The 15,432-nt window shown below is 65.6% G+C and carries 16 protein-coding genes; 2 read left to right on the top strand and 14 right to left on the bottom strand.

The genetic code is table 11. The features are described from left to right. Positions 1–231: 231 nt before the first annotated feature. Positions 232–435, bottom strand: coding sequence for a hypothetical protein (locus QH168_RS19310; protein WP_280236130.1), 204 nt, complete (start codon positions 433–435; stop codon positions 232–234). Positions 436–1,333: 898 nt separating this feature from the next. On the opposite strand from QH168_RS19310, the gene QH168_RS19305 reads away from it, so the two are divergent. Continuing rightward, the gene (locus tag QH168_RS19305; protein ID WP_280236129.1) at positions 1,334–1,747 is read left to right on the top strand and encodes a hypothetical protein; all 414 of its coding nucleotides are present in this window, start codon (positions 1,334–1,336) and stop codon (positions 1,745–1,747) included. Beyond that, a complete protein-coding gene (locus tag QH168_RS19300) occupies positions 1,744–3,300 on the top strand; it encodes an AMP-dependent synthetase/ligase (protein WP_280236128.1) in 1,557 nt (518 codons plus the stop codon). Before QH168_RS19305 ends, QH168_RS19300 begins: the two co-directional genes overlap by 4 nt. Before the next feature lie 29 nt (positions 3,301–3,329). Here the strand turns inward: QH168_RS19300 and QH168_RS19295 are convergent, their stop codons facing one another. The 13 genes from QH168_RS19295 to QH168_RS19235 form a co-directional block, all read right to left on the bottom strand. Next, complete coding sequence (locus QH168_RS19295) at positions 3,330–3,983, bottom strand: CoA transferase subunit B (RefSeq protein WP_280236127.1); 654 nt, start codon at positions 3,981–3,983, stop codon at positions 3,330–3,332. 55 nt (positions 3,984–4,038) lie between these two features. After that, entirely contained in the window at positions 4,039–4,785 is a 747-nt protein-coding gene (locus QH168_RS19290; protein ID WP_280236249.1) for a CoA transferase subunit A, read from the bottom strand. A gap of 91 nt (positions 4,786–4,876) precedes the next feature. Continuing rightward, positions 4,877–6,334 carry an aldehyde dehydrogenase family protein gene (locus QH168_RS19285; protein WP_280236126.1) on the bottom strand — a complete coding sequence of 486 codons (1,458 nt, stop codon included), beginning with the start codon at positions 6,332–6,334 and terminating at the stop codon, positions 4,877–4,879. After that, on the bottom strand, positions 6,331–7,530 hold the full coding sequence (gene fahA, locus QH168_RS19280) for a fumarylacetoacetase (RefSeq protein ID WP_280236124.1): 1,200 nt from the start codon (positions 7,528–7,530) through the stop codon (positions 6,331–6,333). Before fahA ends, QH168_RS19285 begins: the two co-directional genes overlap by 4 nt. Then, positions 7,527–8,399: a hypothetical protein gene (locus QH168_RS19275; protein WP_280236123.1), complete on the bottom strand. Its 873-nt coding sequence runs from the start codon at positions 8,397–8,399 to the stop codon at positions 7,527–7,529. Before QH168_RS19275 ends, fahA begins: the two co-directional genes overlap by 4 nt. After that, a complete protein-coding gene (locus tag QH168_RS19270; RefSeq protein WP_280236122.1) occupies positions 8,396–9,592 on the bottom strand; it encodes a homogentisate 1,2-dioxygenase in 1,197 nt (398 codons plus the stop codon). Before QH168_RS19270 ends, QH168_RS19275 begins: the two co-directional genes overlap by 4 nt. 92 nt (positions 9,593–9,684) lie before the next feature. Then, positions 9,685–10,191: a MarR family winged helix-turn-helix transcriptional regulator gene (locus tag QH168_RS19265; protein WP_280236248.1), complete on the bottom strand. Its 507-nt coding sequence runs from the start codon at positions 10,189–10,191 to the stop codon at positions 9,685–9,687. Positions 10,192–10,333: 142 nt separating this feature from the next. Then, a complete protein-coding gene (locus tag QH168_RS19260) occupies positions 10,334–11,494 on the bottom strand; it encodes an FAD-dependent monooxygenase (RefSeq protein WP_280236121.1) in 1,161 nt (386 codons plus the stop codon). 72 nt (positions 11,495–11,566) lie between these two features. Continuing rightward, positions 11,567–12,391: an SDR family NAD(P)-dependent oxidoreductase gene (locus QH168_RS19255; protein WP_280236120.1), complete on the bottom strand. Its 825-nt coding sequence runs from the start codon at positions 12,389–12,391 to the stop codon at positions 11,567–11,569. 90 nt (positions 12,392–12,481) lie between these two features. Then, complete coding sequence (locus QH168_RS19250; RefSeq protein ID WP_280236119.1) at positions 12,482–13,216, bottom strand: hypothetical protein; 735 nt, start codon at positions 13,214–13,216, stop codon at positions 12,482–12,484. Positions 13,217–13,524: 308 nt separating this feature from the next. Then, positions 13,525–14,055: an ester cyclase gene (locus tag QH168_RS19245; protein ID WP_280236118.1), complete on the bottom strand. Its 531-nt coding sequence runs from the start codon at positions 14,053–14,055 to the stop codon at positions 13,525–13,527. Between the two features lie 100 nt (positions 14,056–14,155). Continuing rightward, complete coding sequence (locus QH168_RS19240; protein ID WP_280236117.1) at positions 14,156–14,530, bottom strand: DoxX family protein; 375 nt, start codon at positions 14,528–14,530, stop codon at positions 14,156–14,158. 190 nt (positions 14,531–14,720) lie between these two features. Continuing rightward, positions 14,721–15,383 (bottom strand): TetR/AcrR family transcriptional regulator, encoded by a 663-nt coding sequence (locus tag QH168_RS19235; protein ID WP_280236116.1) that lies wholly within the window; start codon positions 15,381–15,383, stop codon positions 14,721–14,723. Positions 15,384–15,432: the final 49 nt, after the last annotated feature.

The raw sequence follows: 15,432 nt of genomic DNA, 5'->3' as shown, positions 1-15,432 counted from the left end.
TCGGACTACTTCCGCACCGTCACCGTTCCGTAAGCATGCGACGGCGCGAGCCGGGCGTTCCGTGTGGAGCGCCCGGCTACGCGAGACTCACCAGCCGGAGCCCGAACCGCCTGATCCGGTGTTGGCAAGGATGGTGCCGATGATCATCTGCAAGATCCCGGCGACAGAGCCTACATATTCCACGGTGTTCCTCCGACTTCTCATCGCCGACTGTCCGGCGTAGCAGGGAATCTAGCCAGGAAGGATGCGAAATGTTGACGTTTCATAGAAATTGCTGGTGGTGTGGCAATTGCGCAGCATCAGTTGGTGGGCGACACGGGTGGGACATCCAGGGGTGAGCAGCGGGGCGGACTCCGGGCTCAGGGTGACCGGGAGGATGTAGGGCATCTGTGACGTCAGCGTGGTGCTGGTGTCCGTCCCGGATTCCTCGATCATGAGCGCGATCCGCCACGGGCCGGAGGAGCGCAACCGCGTGCGCGGAAGGATGAGCCAGCGCGACGGGGAGGTGGGGTGTACACGCGGCCGGAGTTCGTCGAAGCGTCCTGAAGTGACGATCTGAATATCGTCCGACCTTGGTGCCGAGTGTGGGACTCGAACCCATACGCCCTTTCGGACAACGGTTTTTGAGACCGTCGCTTTCGACGTTTGCAGTGATCGGGAAGTGTTGGCTTCAATGGTGATATCGCGCTGACCAGCGAATTTGTTAATTGGTGTCGTTGGTCGATATCGGCACGCTCAGATGCTGCTGCGGACTGGCTGCGGACTGAACCGCGGACAGAGCGGTTTTTGCCACGGTTGGATGTCTCGACGAGTCGCCTCGGGAGTTCCATCCAGAGCGGGGTTGAGGGGCCACGGCCATCGCGGAATCAAGCCTCGGAAGCGTGTGCACGCTGTTGCAGTGTGCACACGCTTCGCTCTGTGATCGCGACGTTCGAGCCATTTATTGGCTATCTTCTCAAGCGGCGCTGTCGGGTTGGACGCATCGGCGGTAGGGGATTGGTACTGGCCGCCGCTACTAGCCGCAGGTGCCCGTTACAACCGTGCGGGCTGGGGCCCCCGGCTCCACCGCGGACACGGTCAGTGGCCAATGGGCAGGCCCCAGGGCATCGTCGCCGTGCGACCGAATAGCTGGAACTCTAACGCCGGTAGGCCGCCGTGAATATGGGCCAGAGGGCGAACCTGAGCTGCACCGGGCAATAGGTGGCCCTAGCCGGACCGCGGCAGCAAACGGTATGTCGATCCTGACGGAAAGATGTGCCAGCAGATGGGCTTTCACTCGCTGCGCCACCTGTACGGGTCGCTACTTGCTGACGGCGCTTACAGTCTTGCGGACGTGACTCGACGCATGCGGCACAAGAACAATACGACCACACTCGACATCTACACCCACCTGGTGGACGGACAGCGAGACGCGGCCCAGACCATTGGACAGGCGCTACAGCGTGGGCTGCGTGAATATCGTAAGGACTCGCGTGCCCGCTGTGTAGCCGACAACACTCTCCTGGCCCTGCTCACCGACGATCTGCGCGCAGTGCATCGGCTGGCTGACCCGTCGCGGACGTTTAGGCGCGTGGTGCCGCCGCTGGCGGGCACCTACCTGCGGTTCCAGGCGGCGCGGCCGCATCGACCACATCGGTCCTGGTCGGATCACTTCGGGACTCGGCATCCGCGGCCCCTCGATGTCGAGACACTGGGCCACCGCCCTCGCGGCGCACGCGTGGCGACCACGAAGGCAGGACTGCAGTGAGCGCGCGCATTGAAAGCCTTGGCCAGTACAACACCTCGTCCGCAGAGCAACTCGCCTACGTGCTCGACCACTCCGGCGCGCGGATCATCTTCTGCGACCAGACCATGCTCGACACGGCCGCAGGCGGCTGTGGGCGGCTCGAACATGTCGTATCGATCGACGGCCCCGACTCCAGGGCAGACCTCACCCTCGCCACGCTCGAGTCGACCGCGTCACCGGGCTTCGACTTCGAAACAGCCTGGCGCGCGGTACGTCCCGAGGACACCGCCACTCTCATCTACACCTCGGGTACCACCGGGGACCCGAAAGGCGTGCCGATCTCGCACTCCAACATCGTGTCCGCCGCACACGCCGTCAACGAAGTCGTACCGATGTACTTCGGCGACCGGATCACTTCTTTCCTACCGGCCGCTCACATCGCGGATCGGATGTCGACGATCTACTGGATGGCGATCCACGGCCTACAAGTCACCTATGTCGAGGACTCGAAGACCATCCTCGCGGCCCTCGTCGATACCCGCCCGACCCTCTGGTTCGCGGTTCCCCGGATCTGGGAGAAGTTCCGCGCAGCCCTCGAGTCGAAGGTCGACTCCGAACCCGACGCCCAAGAGCAGGACGCCCTGCGACGGGCGATCGAATTCGGGCGGCAGCGAGCCAGGGCTCAGCAAGCGGGAATCGAGCCGCCAGCAGTCTCGTCAGCGCAGCGAAACCTCTTCGAGACCATCCTGGGGCGGCTGCGGGCAACGCTCGGGCTCGACCACAACCGGGTGTCGATTTGCGGCTCGGCGCCCATCGCCCCCGACACCCTGGAATTCTTCGCCGCCATCGGTATCACTGTCATCGAAGTCTGGGGAATGACCGAGACGACGGGGATCGGTACGATCAATCCGCCTCGGGCGGCCCGCCTCGGCACCGTCGGTACGGTGCTGCCCGGCAACGAAATACGCCTCGGCGACGACGGCGAACTCTTGATTCGCGGACCGGTGTGCTGCACGGGCTATCGCGATGCTGCGGAACTCACCACAGAAAGCATCGACTCCGACGGCTGGGTGCATACCGGTGATATCGCCAGGATCGACCCCGACGGGTATGTCTGGATTGTCGACCGCAAGAAGGAGATCATGATCAACGCCGGCGGGAAGAACATGTCTCCGGCCAACATCGAGAACACGATCAAGTCCGCCTGCCCACTGATCGCATCGATAGCGGTCATCGGGGACGCGAAGCCCTACAATACGGCACTGGTAACACTCGATCCGGAGGTCGCCACCGCGACCGCTCGGCGGCTCGGTGTCCCCACTCGGTCGATCGAAGCTCTTGCGCAGGACCCGCGGATCAGCGAAATCGTCGCCGCAGGTATCGACAAGGGCAATTCCGCGCTGTCCCGGGTCGAACAGATCAAGCGGCATCGGATTCTGGACGTGGTGTGGGAACCGGGCGGTGACGAACTCACGCCGACCATGAAACTGCGCCGCAAGCAGATCGCGAACAAGTACGCCGACCTCATCGCCGGCCTCTACGGTCAGTCCGACGACCATCCGGGGACCGGCTGAACTGTCGAGCGAGGACACGGGTATGTGTGTCAAGCAGGCGTCGAACTCTTCAGATCGATGATCAGTTCAGAATCGGTCGCCGAGACAACTTGCGCCGCAGTGACGTCGGGGGCCAACTCCCGCAACACCAAGGTGCCGTCCCGGACATCGATCACCGCCAGATCGGTGATGATCATGTGCACCACCGCCTTTCCGGTCAGTGGAAGTGTGCACTGCTCGACGATCTTGGGGCCGCCGTTGCGGTCGGTGTGTTCCATGACCACGATGACGCGGCGGGCGCCGTGCACCAGATCCATGGCGCCGCCCATCCCTTTGACCATCTTGCCCGGCACCATCCAGTTGGCCAGATCCCCGTTTCGGGAGACCTGCATGCCGCCCAGGACCGCAGTGTCGATGTGTCCGCCACGAATCATGCCGAACGACAACGCCGAATCGAAGAACGCTGCGCCCGGGGTCACTGTTACGGTCTCTTTGCCGGCGTTGATCAGATCGGGATCGATGTCGGTCTCGGCGGGATACGAGCCGGTTCCGAGGATTCCGTTCTCCGAATGGAGCAGCACCTTGACGCCTTCGGGTAGGTGGTTGGGGATCAGGGTCGGCAGCCCGATTCCCAGATTCACGTACTCGCCGTCGACCATCTCGGCCGCTGCGCGGGCGGCCATTTGCTCACGTGTCCAGCTCATGCCGCTCTCCTGTCGATAGGGGCCCTGCGCTCTGTGATCATGCTTGCCTGAGTACTCACGCTGACACCGTCCGTTTCTCGATCCGCTTGTCCTGCGGTCCGGTGTGCACGATGCGTTGAACAAATACGCCCGGCAGGTGGATATGCGAAGGGTCCAGCTCGCCCGGCTGGACGAGCTTCTCGACTTGGGCGATGGTGATACGCCCAGCCATCGCGGCGAGTGGATTGAAGTTCATCGCGGTCTTGTTGAACACGAGATTGCCTTCGGTGTCGCCTATCGCGGCGTGTACCAGGGCGAAGTCGGCCTGGATCGACTGCTCGAGCACATAGGTCCCGCCACCGAACTCGCGAGTCTCCTTGCGCGGTGAGGCGACCGCGACCGACCCGTCGGCGTCGTAGCGCCACGGTAGACCGCCCTCGGAAACCGGTGTTCCGACCCCTGCCGGAGTGTAGAACGCGGCGATTCCGGCGCCTCCGGCGCGCATCCGCTCGGCGAGCGTTCCCTGGGGAGTCAGCTCCACTTCGAGTTCACCCGACAGGTATTGGCGGGCGAACTCCTTGTTCTCGCCGACATACGATGCGGTGACCCGGCGAATCCGGCCGGCCGACAACAGGACCCCCAGCCCCCAGTCGTCGACACCGCAATTGTTGGAGAACACCTCGAGTTCGGACACACCTCGCGCGGACAAGGCGCCGATCAACTCGTCCGGGATACCGCACAGCCCGAAGCCGCCGACCACCAGGGACGCCCCGTCCGGGACGTCCTCGACGGCCTCCGCTGTAGAGCTACAAACCTTCACCACCACTGGTGCACCGAACCTCTCTTCAACACAACGAATGTCACCTTGCTCAACTGTGTCCCCAGCCCGCCTCGAACCTCGGCGCGATGACGCTTCAGTAGGTGAGGTTCACGACGCGTTCTTCGGTGTTGGCGTGCAGGCCGGTGAGGCCGAGCTCGCGTCCGATCCCGCTGGTCTTGGTGCCGCCCCACGGAAACCGTGGGTCGGGAACACCCCAGTCGTTGACCCACACTGTGCCGACCCGCAAGGAGCGGGCCACCGTCATCCCTGCCGCGAGATCGCTGGACCATACGACCGCGGCGAGACCGTAGGGTGTCTCGTTGGCCAGCTGCACGGCTTGATCGATGGTGTCGAAGCCGATGAGGGTTCCGACCGGTCCGAAGATCTCCTCGCGGGCGATCGACTGCGCGTTGGTGCCGAGGAAGAGTGTCGGCTCGACGAAGTAGCCCGGTTGTTCGCACGGAGTGCCACCGGTGAGCAGGGTGGCCCCTTCGATGGTTCCGGTCTCGATATATCCGGTGACGCGGTCGCGTTGGCGGGCGTTGATCAACGGGCCCATGGTGGTCGCTGGGTCGAACGGGTCGCCCAGGCGTTGCCGGCGCGCCTGTTGGACCAGTGCCTCGGCGACGTCATCGAGCATGTCGCGATGCACGAGGATGCGTGTACCGGCTGCGCAGGTCTGGCCGCTGTTGGCGAACAGGGAGGTCGCCGCGACAGGTGCCAGGGCGGCGACATCCGCGCCGGGCATGACGATCTGGGGCGACTTGCCACCGAGCTCGAGTGTCAGACCTTTGAATTGCGCGGCGGCGATCTGGGCGATCGCGCGGCCGGTTTCCGGGCTGCCGGTGAACGAGATCTTGTCGACTCCAGGGTGCGACACCAATGCCGCGCCGGCCCGATTACCGGTGCCTGCCACCACATTGACCACGCCGTCGGGGAATCCGGCTTCGGCGATCAGCCGAGCCAGCAACAGAGCGGTGAGTGGAGCGTCCTCGGCGGGTTTCAACACGACCGTGCACCCGGCTGCGAGCGCGGAGGCCAGTTTCCATGCCGTGATCATGGTCGGCGCGTTCCACGGCGTGATCGCCCCGACGACACCTACCGGGATCCGCTCGGTGAACGAAAAGCGTTGGCGGCCCGCGATATCGGAGCCTGCCTGGGCGTCGCCGGTGATCTTGTCGGCCCAGCCGGCGAAATGGCGGAACGTATCCACGGCCGCGGGGATGTCGACGGCGAGCGCGGCCGCGTACGGTTTGCCGACCTCCCAGGCCTCGAGCGCGGCGAACTGCTCGGCGTGCGCCTCGACCAGATCGGCGAGCTGGTGCAGCAGCCGGGCTCGGCCGGTGCCGGTGGTGCGCGACCACGCGCCGGAGTCGAACTGGTGACGGGCCGCGGCGACGGCGAGGTCGATATCGCCGGGGCCCGCGGCGCTGATCGAGCAGATCTCGGTGCCGGTGGCCGGATCGATCACGCTCAACTGGGCATCGTCGATGGCATCGACCCAGCCGCCGCCGATGAACAGCTGGGTGGGCGGGAGTGCGGGGCGGTTCATCGCGGGGTTTCCTCTGTGATCGGAGTGCGGGCCGAGGCCGGGCACGGCTGGATACGGCCGCGGACTTCACCGAAGCCGATGGTTTCCCCGCCGGGTCCGGGTGCGGTGGCGCGGATGACGACCTCGTCGCCGTCTTCGAGCCATGTCCTGGTTTGTGCGCCCAGGATGAGTGGGTTCGCGCCCCCGTGGGTCAGTTCGATCAGCGCACCGCGCTGGCCGGGGTCGGGTCCGGACACTGTGCCGGAGGCGAACAGGTCGCCGGTGCGGGCTCCGGCGCCGTTGACGGTCATGTGCGCCAGCATCTGCGCCGGGGACCAGTACATCTGCGCGTAGGGCGGACGGGAGATCACGTGGTCTTCGAGGACGACCTCCATCCGGATGTCGTAGCCCGATGGCCCGGTTTCCCACAGGTACGGCAGCGGCTCGGGTTGTTGTACCGGAGTCGGGACCCTAGCGTGCTCGAGCGCCGCGAGCGGCACCACCCAGGGCGAGATCGATGTCGCGAAACTCTTGCCGAGGAACGGGCCGAGCGGCGTGTACTCCCATGCCTGGATGTCACGCGCGGACCAGTCGTTGACCAGGACCGCGCCGAAGACGTAATCGGCGAGATCGGCGGTGCCCACCTTGCCGTGCGGCGCGGGCACGCCGACCACGAAGCCCACCTCGGCCTCGATATCCAGCCGCCGCGACGGCCCGAACCGCGGTGGTTCGCCAGGAGCAGGCAGCCATTGTCCGGCCGGGCGGGAGATGCCGGTGCCGGAGACGACGACGGTGCCCGCCCGACCGTGGTAGCCGATCGGCAGATGCCGCCAGTTCGGTGGCAGCGGAGCAGATCCCGGCCGGAACAGTGTTCCGAGTGTCGTGGCGTGGTGTTCCGAGGCGTAGAAGTCGACGTAGTCGGCGACCTCGATGGGCAGGTGCAGTGTCACTTGCGTCAGCGGGTGCCGCGCCGATGCCGGAATCGCGTCGCGGGTGACGAGGTCGGTCAGGCGGGCCCGCACCTCGGCCCACCGGCCGGGGCCCTGGGCCATGAACGGATTCAGGCTGGGACGCGCGAAGATCGAATCATCGAGCGCGGCAGCGAGGTCGATGACGGTGTCGCCCAAACGAGCTCCGACTCGTGCCGCCCGCCCCGCGCTGGAGAACACCCCGTAGGGCAGATTCGCTACGCCGAAGCCGGTGTCGCCGTCGATCATCGGATCTCACCTTTCATCGAAGGGGCCTGCTCCAGCAGGCCGAGCTCGCGGAAGTCGGCGACCGGCTCGCTGATGCTGCACGATCCCACCGATAGCATGTGGGAGCGGACCCGTGGGTCCAGGCCGGCGACGTGCTCGGCCACCGCAGCGGGATCGCGCAGTGCCAGCCAGCGCGCGACGGCATCCACCGGTGCAGCCTCGATGGCCGCGGCGGTCGCGCACAGTACGTTCAAGGCGCCGTGTTGCTCGAATCCGTGCTGCTGGTCGGTGTTTCGGACCGCGTGATGGAGGCCCGCGGTGCACTTGAACGGCACTCCCGAGCTGACAGCCGCGATGATCCCAGCGGCGAGCTCGTTCTCGTCGGGGTGCGCGGACGCGCTCAGCCCGCCGGTACGGAACTTGCCGAAGCGACCGCGGGCGGCTGTCTCGGTGATGACCGAGTCACCGCGCTCGTCGCGGGGTATCTCCACGAACACCGCCACCGGCCCGGGTATCGGCGCCTCGTCGAGTGCGGCGAAGAACGTCTCGCAGCTCATGGCGTCAGGAACACGGATCTCGAGTGCCCGCACCACCACGTTCTCGAGGGTCGACGCGATGTCGAGGGCGCCCGCAACGGCCGCCGGGCCGGCGGTGACGGTGATCGCCAGGTCCAGATGCGGCGTGACGGCGGCGGTGAGGTCGGCCAATGCGGGCAACCGCGCGTCATCGATGACGAATGTCGCGACGATATCCCCCAGTTCGGTCGAGCGGCGGTCCACGTGGGCGGCCACCGCCCGGCTCAGGTCGGTTCGAGCGGGCGGGAAGATCGCGGCGTCGTCGAAGAACCGATGCAGCAGGGCGGGGATCGTTCCAGCGTTCGCGGCGCTCACCGGCGTGCTCCGGACTCCGACCAGCTCCAGGCGTACGTGTCATCCGTGCAGGCTAGGGCGGCTTCGCCGAGCTCGAGTGGCCGGAAGGTGTCGACCATGACCGCCGTCTCGTCGACGAATTCGGTGCCGATACTGTTCTCGTAGGAACCCGGGTGGGGCCCGTGCGCGTGGCCCCCAGGATGCAACGACACCGACCCTCGATCGATTCTCGTGCCTGCTCGCGCGGCGTAGTCACCGTCGACGTAGAACATGACCTCGTCGGAGTCGACGTTGGAGTGGTAGTACGGCACCGGTATCGCCGCGGGATGGTAGTCGACCTTACGTGGCACAAAATTGCAGACCACGAAACCGTCGCCCTCGAACACCTGATGGGCGGGTGGCGGTTGATGCAGCCGACCGGTGATCGGCTCGAAATCGGCGATATTGAACACGAAGGGATACAGGCACCCATCCCAGCCGACGACATCGAAGGGATGATGCGCGTATGTCATCCGGGTTCCGGCCGCCCCGCCGGCGCCGCGATGTTTGACCAGCACATCGACGTCGCGGCCGGCGGCCAGCAGAATATCCGCGGGTGCGCGTAGGTCACGCTCGCAGTACGGGGCGTGCTCGAGGAACTGCCCGAATCGCGACAGATACCTTTTCGGTGGAACGATATGACCGGTGGCCTCGATGACGAACGCCCGCAACGGCTCCGGCCCGGACAGCCAGCGATGGGTGGTCCCGCGGGGAATGAGCACATAGTCACCGGCGGCGATATCCATGGCGCCGAACACCGTCTCCAGTCGCGTCGATCCTGCCTGGACGAACACCAGCTCATCACCCAGGGCGCTCCGGTACAGCGGTGAATCCTGCTGTGCGACAACATAGGACATCCGAACGTCGGAATTTCCCAACAGCAGACGCCGCCCGGTCACGACATCGATGTGTCCGGGATCGGCATCGGCGAACAGTGTCGGCAGCACGAAATGACGAGGCTCGAGCGGCGAGTTCGGAACCGTTACTTGGCTGGGCAGGTCCCACACGGCTGAATCGACAATGGCCGAGGGGATCTCACGGTGATACAGCAGCGACGAATCCGAGGAGAATCCTTCCTCGCCCATGAGTTCCTCGTAGTACAGCGACCCGGCACGGCCGCGAAACTGCGTGTGACGCTTTGGCGGGATAGCGCCGACCTGGCGGTAGTGGGCCATGCTGCTCCTAACGTGGTTTCTCAGATAGTACATACATTAACTAAATTGCTGGGACGGCTCAAGAGGGAGCCGACTGTCGCCGGGTGGATCGGTCAGCGTCGTTCGTGGTATTCGAACCCGTCGCGGTCGCCGATCAACTTGTTCAGTAGCAGCACCAGGATCCGCTGCTCGGCTTCGCTCAGCGCACTCGTCCACGCGCGTTCGCGCTCGGCCTGCTCGCTGAACACGTCGCGCATGCGTGCCGTGCCCGCCTCGGTCAGCGACAGCTGTACCGCCCGTCGGTCGTTCTCGTCGGCGGTCTTGCGCAGGAGGCCCTGAGTCTCGAGTGGTGTGCTCAGATTGGACACTGCGGCCCTGGTCATTCCCGCGAGTTCGGCCACGCGCTTGGATTCCAGAGGTCCGGCGAGCCAGATGACGAACATCAGCCGGAACGATGCCCACGACCACCCTCGGGGCCGATGCACGCCGGCCTCCAGGTCGTAGGTGATCATCGCCGATGCGCGATTGAGCGACAGCAGCAGCTCCGTCGACAACACGCTCTCGGGCCCGTATTCCGCGCCGAGTCGATGCTTGGCGAGCTCGATGAAGGACCAGAACATCGGATCGGTGCGGGACGTGCCCGTGTGTTCGGTCGGAGGTTCCGGTGTCGAGGCTGATGAGGTCGGCATCCGATAATAATACATGCATGTACTAGTGATCGGTGCGAAAGATGGGGCCTTCGACGGGGCTCCGCCTCGAGTATCAGGCCGTGACATCGTGGCCGTAAAGCCAGTCGAATCGCCTGACGAACGACTGGGGCCGTATTCGGGCTGCCAGCTGGATCGGTGCGTAAGCGAGTTCCGAGTGGTGGAAGCGGCTTGCGTTTTCTCGTGATTCCGATTGCACCCTGGTGGTGCGAGGCCGTCGGGTGTCCGCGTATTCGGTCAGGGCTCGGCGGTGATTCGGTTCGCGGTCCAGGTGATCGGCGAGGACCCAGGCGTCTTCGATCGCCATCGAAGCTCCTTGTGCCAGGAAGGGCAGCATCGGGTGGCAGGCGTCGCCGAGCAGGGCCACCCGCCCGTCGGTCCAGATCGGTAACGGCTCGCGGTCATAGAGCGCCCAGCGATAGTGGGCATCGGCTTGTTCGAAGATCGTGGTGATGGTGGGGTGCCAACCGCGGAAATCGTTGAGCGCCTCAGCCGCCGTGCCCTGTTCGGTCCAGGACTCGCTGCGCCAGGAGCTGTGCTCGACCACGGCGACCAGATTGGTGAGCAGACCGCCGTGTACTCGATAAGTGACCGCGTGACGGCCCTGTCCCACCCAGACGCAGGCGGTCGGGGGCGGCGCCAGCTCACCGAGTCGTGCGCTGGGAATCAGGATGCGCCAAGCGACGTTTCCGGTGAATCGTGGCCGATCCTCGCCGAGTATCTGCCGCCGAATCCGTGAGCGGATGCCGTCTGCGCCGATGAGGATGTCGCCGGTGAGCTCCTCACCATCGGCCAGACGCACCCGCACTTTGTCGGTGTCCTGCTGATAGGCGACGACCTTCGCCTGGGTCCTGATTCGCATCTCACCGCATCGCCGAACCAGCGCGTCGATCAGATCGAATCGGGCGATGTGCAGATAGGGCGCACCCCAACGCTGTTCGGCAATATTGTCGATGGCGATACGAAATACCTGTCGCCCGGATCTGCCGCGGCGCATCTCGAGGGCTTCCGGCCGAAACGCCGCGGGGGCGATGTCGACACCCAGTCGCCGCAGCACCGTGACAGCGTTGGGTCCGAGCTGAATACCCGCGCCGACCTCGGCGATGTCGGATGCTCGCTCGAGCACCGTGACCCGCCAACCACGGTGCATCAGAGCGATACCGGCAGTCAGGCCGCCGATGCCGCCGCCTGCCACGATTGCGGTGCGTTCAGCCATCAGGATCGTCTTTCTCGGTGTGCGGTCGGTCGGCCCGCCGGCGACCCGGTGGCCGGGCCCGCGCCGGCTCCATCAATTCCCGGTGCCACCGGGTCGGGTGCTCGTCTGCCCGGGCGCAGTCCGGCGCGCGAGCGTGCGCAACAGTGCGCGGGGCATCAGCTGTGCTGCCCCGGCCATGGCCTGGTATTTGCGTCCGGGTAGGTGCAGGACGTCCCCGCGAGCGGCGGCACCCAACGCACTCGCCGCGACGGTGTCAGCGTCCATCCAGGCGCGCTCGGGCACGTGGTCGAAGGCGTGTTCGCCGACCCGCTGCTGAAACTCGGTGCGGACGGCACCGGGCATCACCGCGGTGACAGTCACACCGGTATCACGGAGTTCGGTGTGCAGCGATTCCGAAAAGCTGGTGACGAAGGCTTTGGTCGCTCCATAGACCGCATTGCGCGGGGAAGGCAGCCGTGCCGACAGCGACGACATATTCATGATCGTGCCGTGCCCCGCGGCGACCATCTGCGGGATGGCGGCGTGCGTGAGGTGGACCAGCGCCAGCACGTTGAGCTCGATCTGGGCGGTTTCGGCTGCCATCGACTGTTGGTGGAAGAGCCCCACGGAGCCGATGCCGGCATTGTTGACCAGCAGATCCAGGGTCCATTGATCGCCGATCTTCCGCGTGACCTCGACGATATCGTCCGGGTTGCTCAGATCGGCCGCGGCGATGTCGACCTCCACGTCGTGTTCACGTCGGAGGCGTGCGGCTTGCTCTCGCAGTCGTTCACGGTCGCGAGCCACCAAGATCAAATGTGTTCCGTCGCCGGCGAGTTGATCCGAGATGGCAGCGCCGATCCCGGCCGACGCGCCGGTAACCAACGCGCGCCGCCATCGCGGTTCACGGATTTCCATGGGTATCCCTTCGTGGACCATCTGGTGACAGGGGGTATCCGCTGCGGCACACGGCTCCGGCCGTGCCACCGCATCGGGGAGGACAATGGGTCACGAGGACGCCGGGTAGAAGTACCATTCGCCGACGTGCGGATCGACTCCGGCGATGGGAGTGGGGGCCAGGATCGAGACTCCCGGTTCGCCAGGCGCGGTTCCGTCGCGCCACACGTGGACGTCCCACAGCCGCATATGCGGTTCCCCGGCCTGTGCGCTCGCGAACGGTTCGAGGCCGCGCGACTGCCCGTGGAATTCCTCGGTCGGCGGGTAGGGCGTGAATCCCCAGGTGTCGGCGGGGTGGAGGCCACGTTCGTGGACGAACCAGTCGGCGCGGTCGATGCACGGCAGTGAAGTCGGCGTCACGTTGTAGTCGTAGCTGTTCAGGTACGCCCAGCCGGCCAACTCGTAGGGAAAGTCGGGACCGTACGGGTCGGTGACATCGCCGGCACCTTCAGCGGGCCGGTAGAACAGGAGATCCGGTACGCCGGCCACCGGGTCGACCGTGGGATCGATGATGTTCGGGACGAAGGACGGAGACTTTTCTGTTCGGGCGATGGTCACCCCGGTGCCACCGATACTGACGAATTGATGTGCCAGAACTCCCCAGCCCTTCCCTGCCAGGGCTGCGACGTCCCCGGCATCACGCAGGGTTGTCAACGGCCCCAATGCTTTCAGAATCGTGGCTTGATCGGCGCGTAGTGCCGCGGACCGGTCCTCGGGTGTGCACGACGGGTCACCTGCCGCGATCGGGGCTGCGGCAGGCACGTAGTGGTCGTCGCCGTTCGGCACGGCGTGATGATGGGAATGCGCAGAGCCCGTGGATGATTCGGCGACAGAGACAGGTGCGGGGCCGGGCTGGGTACTCGGCTCCGGGGCGGCGATCGCCGTCGCGCTCCCCAGTATCATGGCCGCCGCTGCCGCACCACCCCACGTCCATCGGCGTCGGCGCAGGCCAGCTCTGGAGATATGCATCATGGGTTCCGTTCTCTTGACGATGGGATAGCCCGGTTCAACCGGGTGGGGATTCCTGGGAGTAGGCATCCAGGCGAGTGTCGATGCCGGGTAGGGAGGCCGGCAGGTCTGAAGGTGAGCGGCACTCAGGAGTGTTCGAGAGCTCGTCGCCGACGGCGACGGCCGTAGGCGGTGCGCAGCCGTAGCAGCGCCATGGCGAAGCGCTCGGATTTCGAGCCTTCCGGAGGCAACGCTCCGATGGCGCGAGCGAAGACCGCCGTATCGTAGTAGCCGTTGATGCGGGTGATCAGGCCATCGGCGACGTCGATGAACGCGCCTCCCTTGAACTGGAAGGGCCGTCCGGTCGCGGGCGTGCCGTGAAAGTCGGCGCCCGTGAACGTACCGTGACGTTGCCACTCGACGCATGCCGAGTTCTTGTCGATCACCACCCGCGTCACTTCGGTGTGGAGGTCGGGGAACGCGGCGAAAAGTGAACGGAGAAAGCGTTCTTCGGCGAGGCGGCCGGTGACGAGACCGACCCCGGACAAGTCCTCGACGATGGCGTCGGACACGTAGGTCATCATCGTGTCGACATCGCGCCGGGCGTAGGCCGCATAGAAACCGTCGATGACAGCGCGAGTTGTTCGTTGTTCGGATTCGTGCGTGGATGCGGTCACGAATAGTCCCCATCACGTTCGTCGATTTGACCGGCGTGGTTCGGTGATCCGGCGGCAGACCGGTCCGGGGCCGAACGCTCAGCTCGGCAGGCCGAGCCGGTCATGCCCGCTGCGCCAGCCGACCGACCGCGACGAACGCGGCAAGTCCGATCAGGACGGTGTTGACCGGCGCCATCATGTACTCGGCGCGGCGGATGTGGGTGATGCCTGCCGCGACACCCACAACAGCCAGTCCCGCGGCGGCCAGCGGCGTCAGCGGGGTGGCGATGCCGGTGGCCTGCGGCAGAATCACCCCCGCGGCGCCGATGACTTCCACGGCGCCGATCGCCTTCACGGCAGCTGGATCCATCGGCTGGGCCCATGACATGTTCGGCAGAGCCGATAGTTTTTCGTGGGGGACAGCAAGTTTCATCGCGCCCGCACCTGCGGAGCCCGCCGCGAGCAGCCCCGAGGCGATCCAGAGTGCGACATCCATCGTTGTGCCTTTCGCATCGGTCGGCAGCATCGAGCGTTGCCACCATTAATTTGACACCGGTCAAATTAATCCATGCGAAGCGTGCCGTCAACGAGCCGGTCCGCGTTCCGGGGGTGGAGCTGATCACATCGGGTGGGGAATCTGTCCCAGCTCACCCCGCGGCGCCTACGCGATGATCGAGCGGGCTCCCTCAGGAGTCGGTCGACGGCGACAAGCCGGCGGTGAGGACGTCGGCGATCGCCTCGGCGTGTTGCTGGATCGCGGTCGAGGTCAGGGCGCTGTCGCCGAACAATGTGCGAGTGAGGGCGCGGCTGGTGAAGGGTGCGCCCCCGCCGGAGGTGATGAGGAAGTACGCCGTGTGAACCGGCAGCCTCGGTGCGTGCGCGTCGGTGGCGAAGTGCGCGAACAGCGGCATCATCCGCGCCTGGACCGGCTCGATGAAGGTATCGATGAGGTAGCGCAGGCGGTCGGACTCCCGGCCGGCTTCGATGTCGACGATCCGCAAGAGGTCGGGATGTTCGGCCGAATGCATCACGAACGCGACGATGAATCGTCGGAGTCGGGCCAGTGGCGACAGGGAAGCGTCGTCCGCGGTGTCGAGTGCGGCGACGAGATTGCCGAAGCCCCAGTCGACAGCCGCCCGCCACATCGCTGCCTTGGACCCGAATCGGGCGTGCAGGAGATTGTGACTCACGCCCAATTCCTGGTTGAGCGTACGGACAGAGACGCCGTCGTAGCCGTGTGCCGCGAATGCGTGCAGAACCGCCGCGAAGACGTCGTCGGCCGGCGCTGCTGGTGCGTGCTTGGGGGGTCGACCCCGGCGGCGGGGTTGCTGCTCGAGCTCTTCGGTCATCGGATCCTCATCAATTAATTTGACAGGTGACAAATTATATTGCTAGTGT

Origin of the sequence: Nocardia cyriacigeorgica (assembly GCF_029868385.1) — a bacterium.
In the GTDB taxonomy this organism is placed as follows: domain Bacteria; phylum Actinomycetota; class Actinomycetes; order Mycobacteriales; family Mycobacteriaceae; genus Nocardia; species Nocardia cyriacigeorgica_F.
The sequence above is the reverse complement of the archived record's forward strand: the minus strand, read 5'-3'. Positions and strand labels throughout refer to the sequence as shown.

Bases quoted from the DNA above. Each gene is read 5' to 3' on its own strand.
- QH168_RS19310 (WP_280236130.1), bottom strand. From the start codon at position 435: ATGATCGAGGAATCCGGGACGGACACCAGCACCACGCTGACGTCACAG.
- QH168_RS19285 (WP_280236126.1), bottom strand. From the start codon at position 6,334: ATGAACCGCCCCGCACTCCCGCCCACCCAGCTGTTCATCGGCGGCGGC.
- QH168_RS19295 (WP_280236127.1), bottom strand. From the start codon at position 3,983: ATGAGCTGGACACGTGAGCAAATGGCCGCCCGCGCAGCGGCCGAGATG.
- QH168_RS19255 (WP_280236120.1), bottom strand. From the start codon at position 12,391: ATGGAAATCCGTGAACCGCGATGGCGGCGCGCGTTGGTTACCGGCGCG.
- QH168_RS19260 (WP_280236121.1), bottom strand. From the start codon at position 11,494: ATGGCTGAACGCACCGCAATCGTGGCAGGCGGCGGCATCGGCGGCCTG.
- QH168_RS19270 (WP_280236122.1), bottom strand. From the start codon at position 9,592: ATGGCCCACTACCGCCAGGTCGGCGCTATCCCGCCAAAGCGTCACACG.
- QH168_RS19265 (WP_280236248.1), bottom strand. From the start codon at position 10,191: ATGTTCTGGTCCTTCATCGAGCTCGCCAAGCATCGACTCGGCGCGGAA.
- fahA (WP_280236124.1), bottom strand. From the start codon at position 7,530: ATGATCGACGGCGACACCGGCTTCGGCGTAGCGAATCTGCCCTACGGG.
- QH168_RS19235 (WP_280236116.1), bottom strand. From the start codon at position 15,383: ATGACCGAAGAGCTCGAGCAGCAACCCCGCCGCCGGGGTCGACCCCCC.
- QH168_RS19240 (WP_280236117.1), bottom strand. From the start codon at position 14,530: ATGGATGTCGCACTCTGGATCGCCTCGGGGCTGCTCGCGGCGGGCTCC.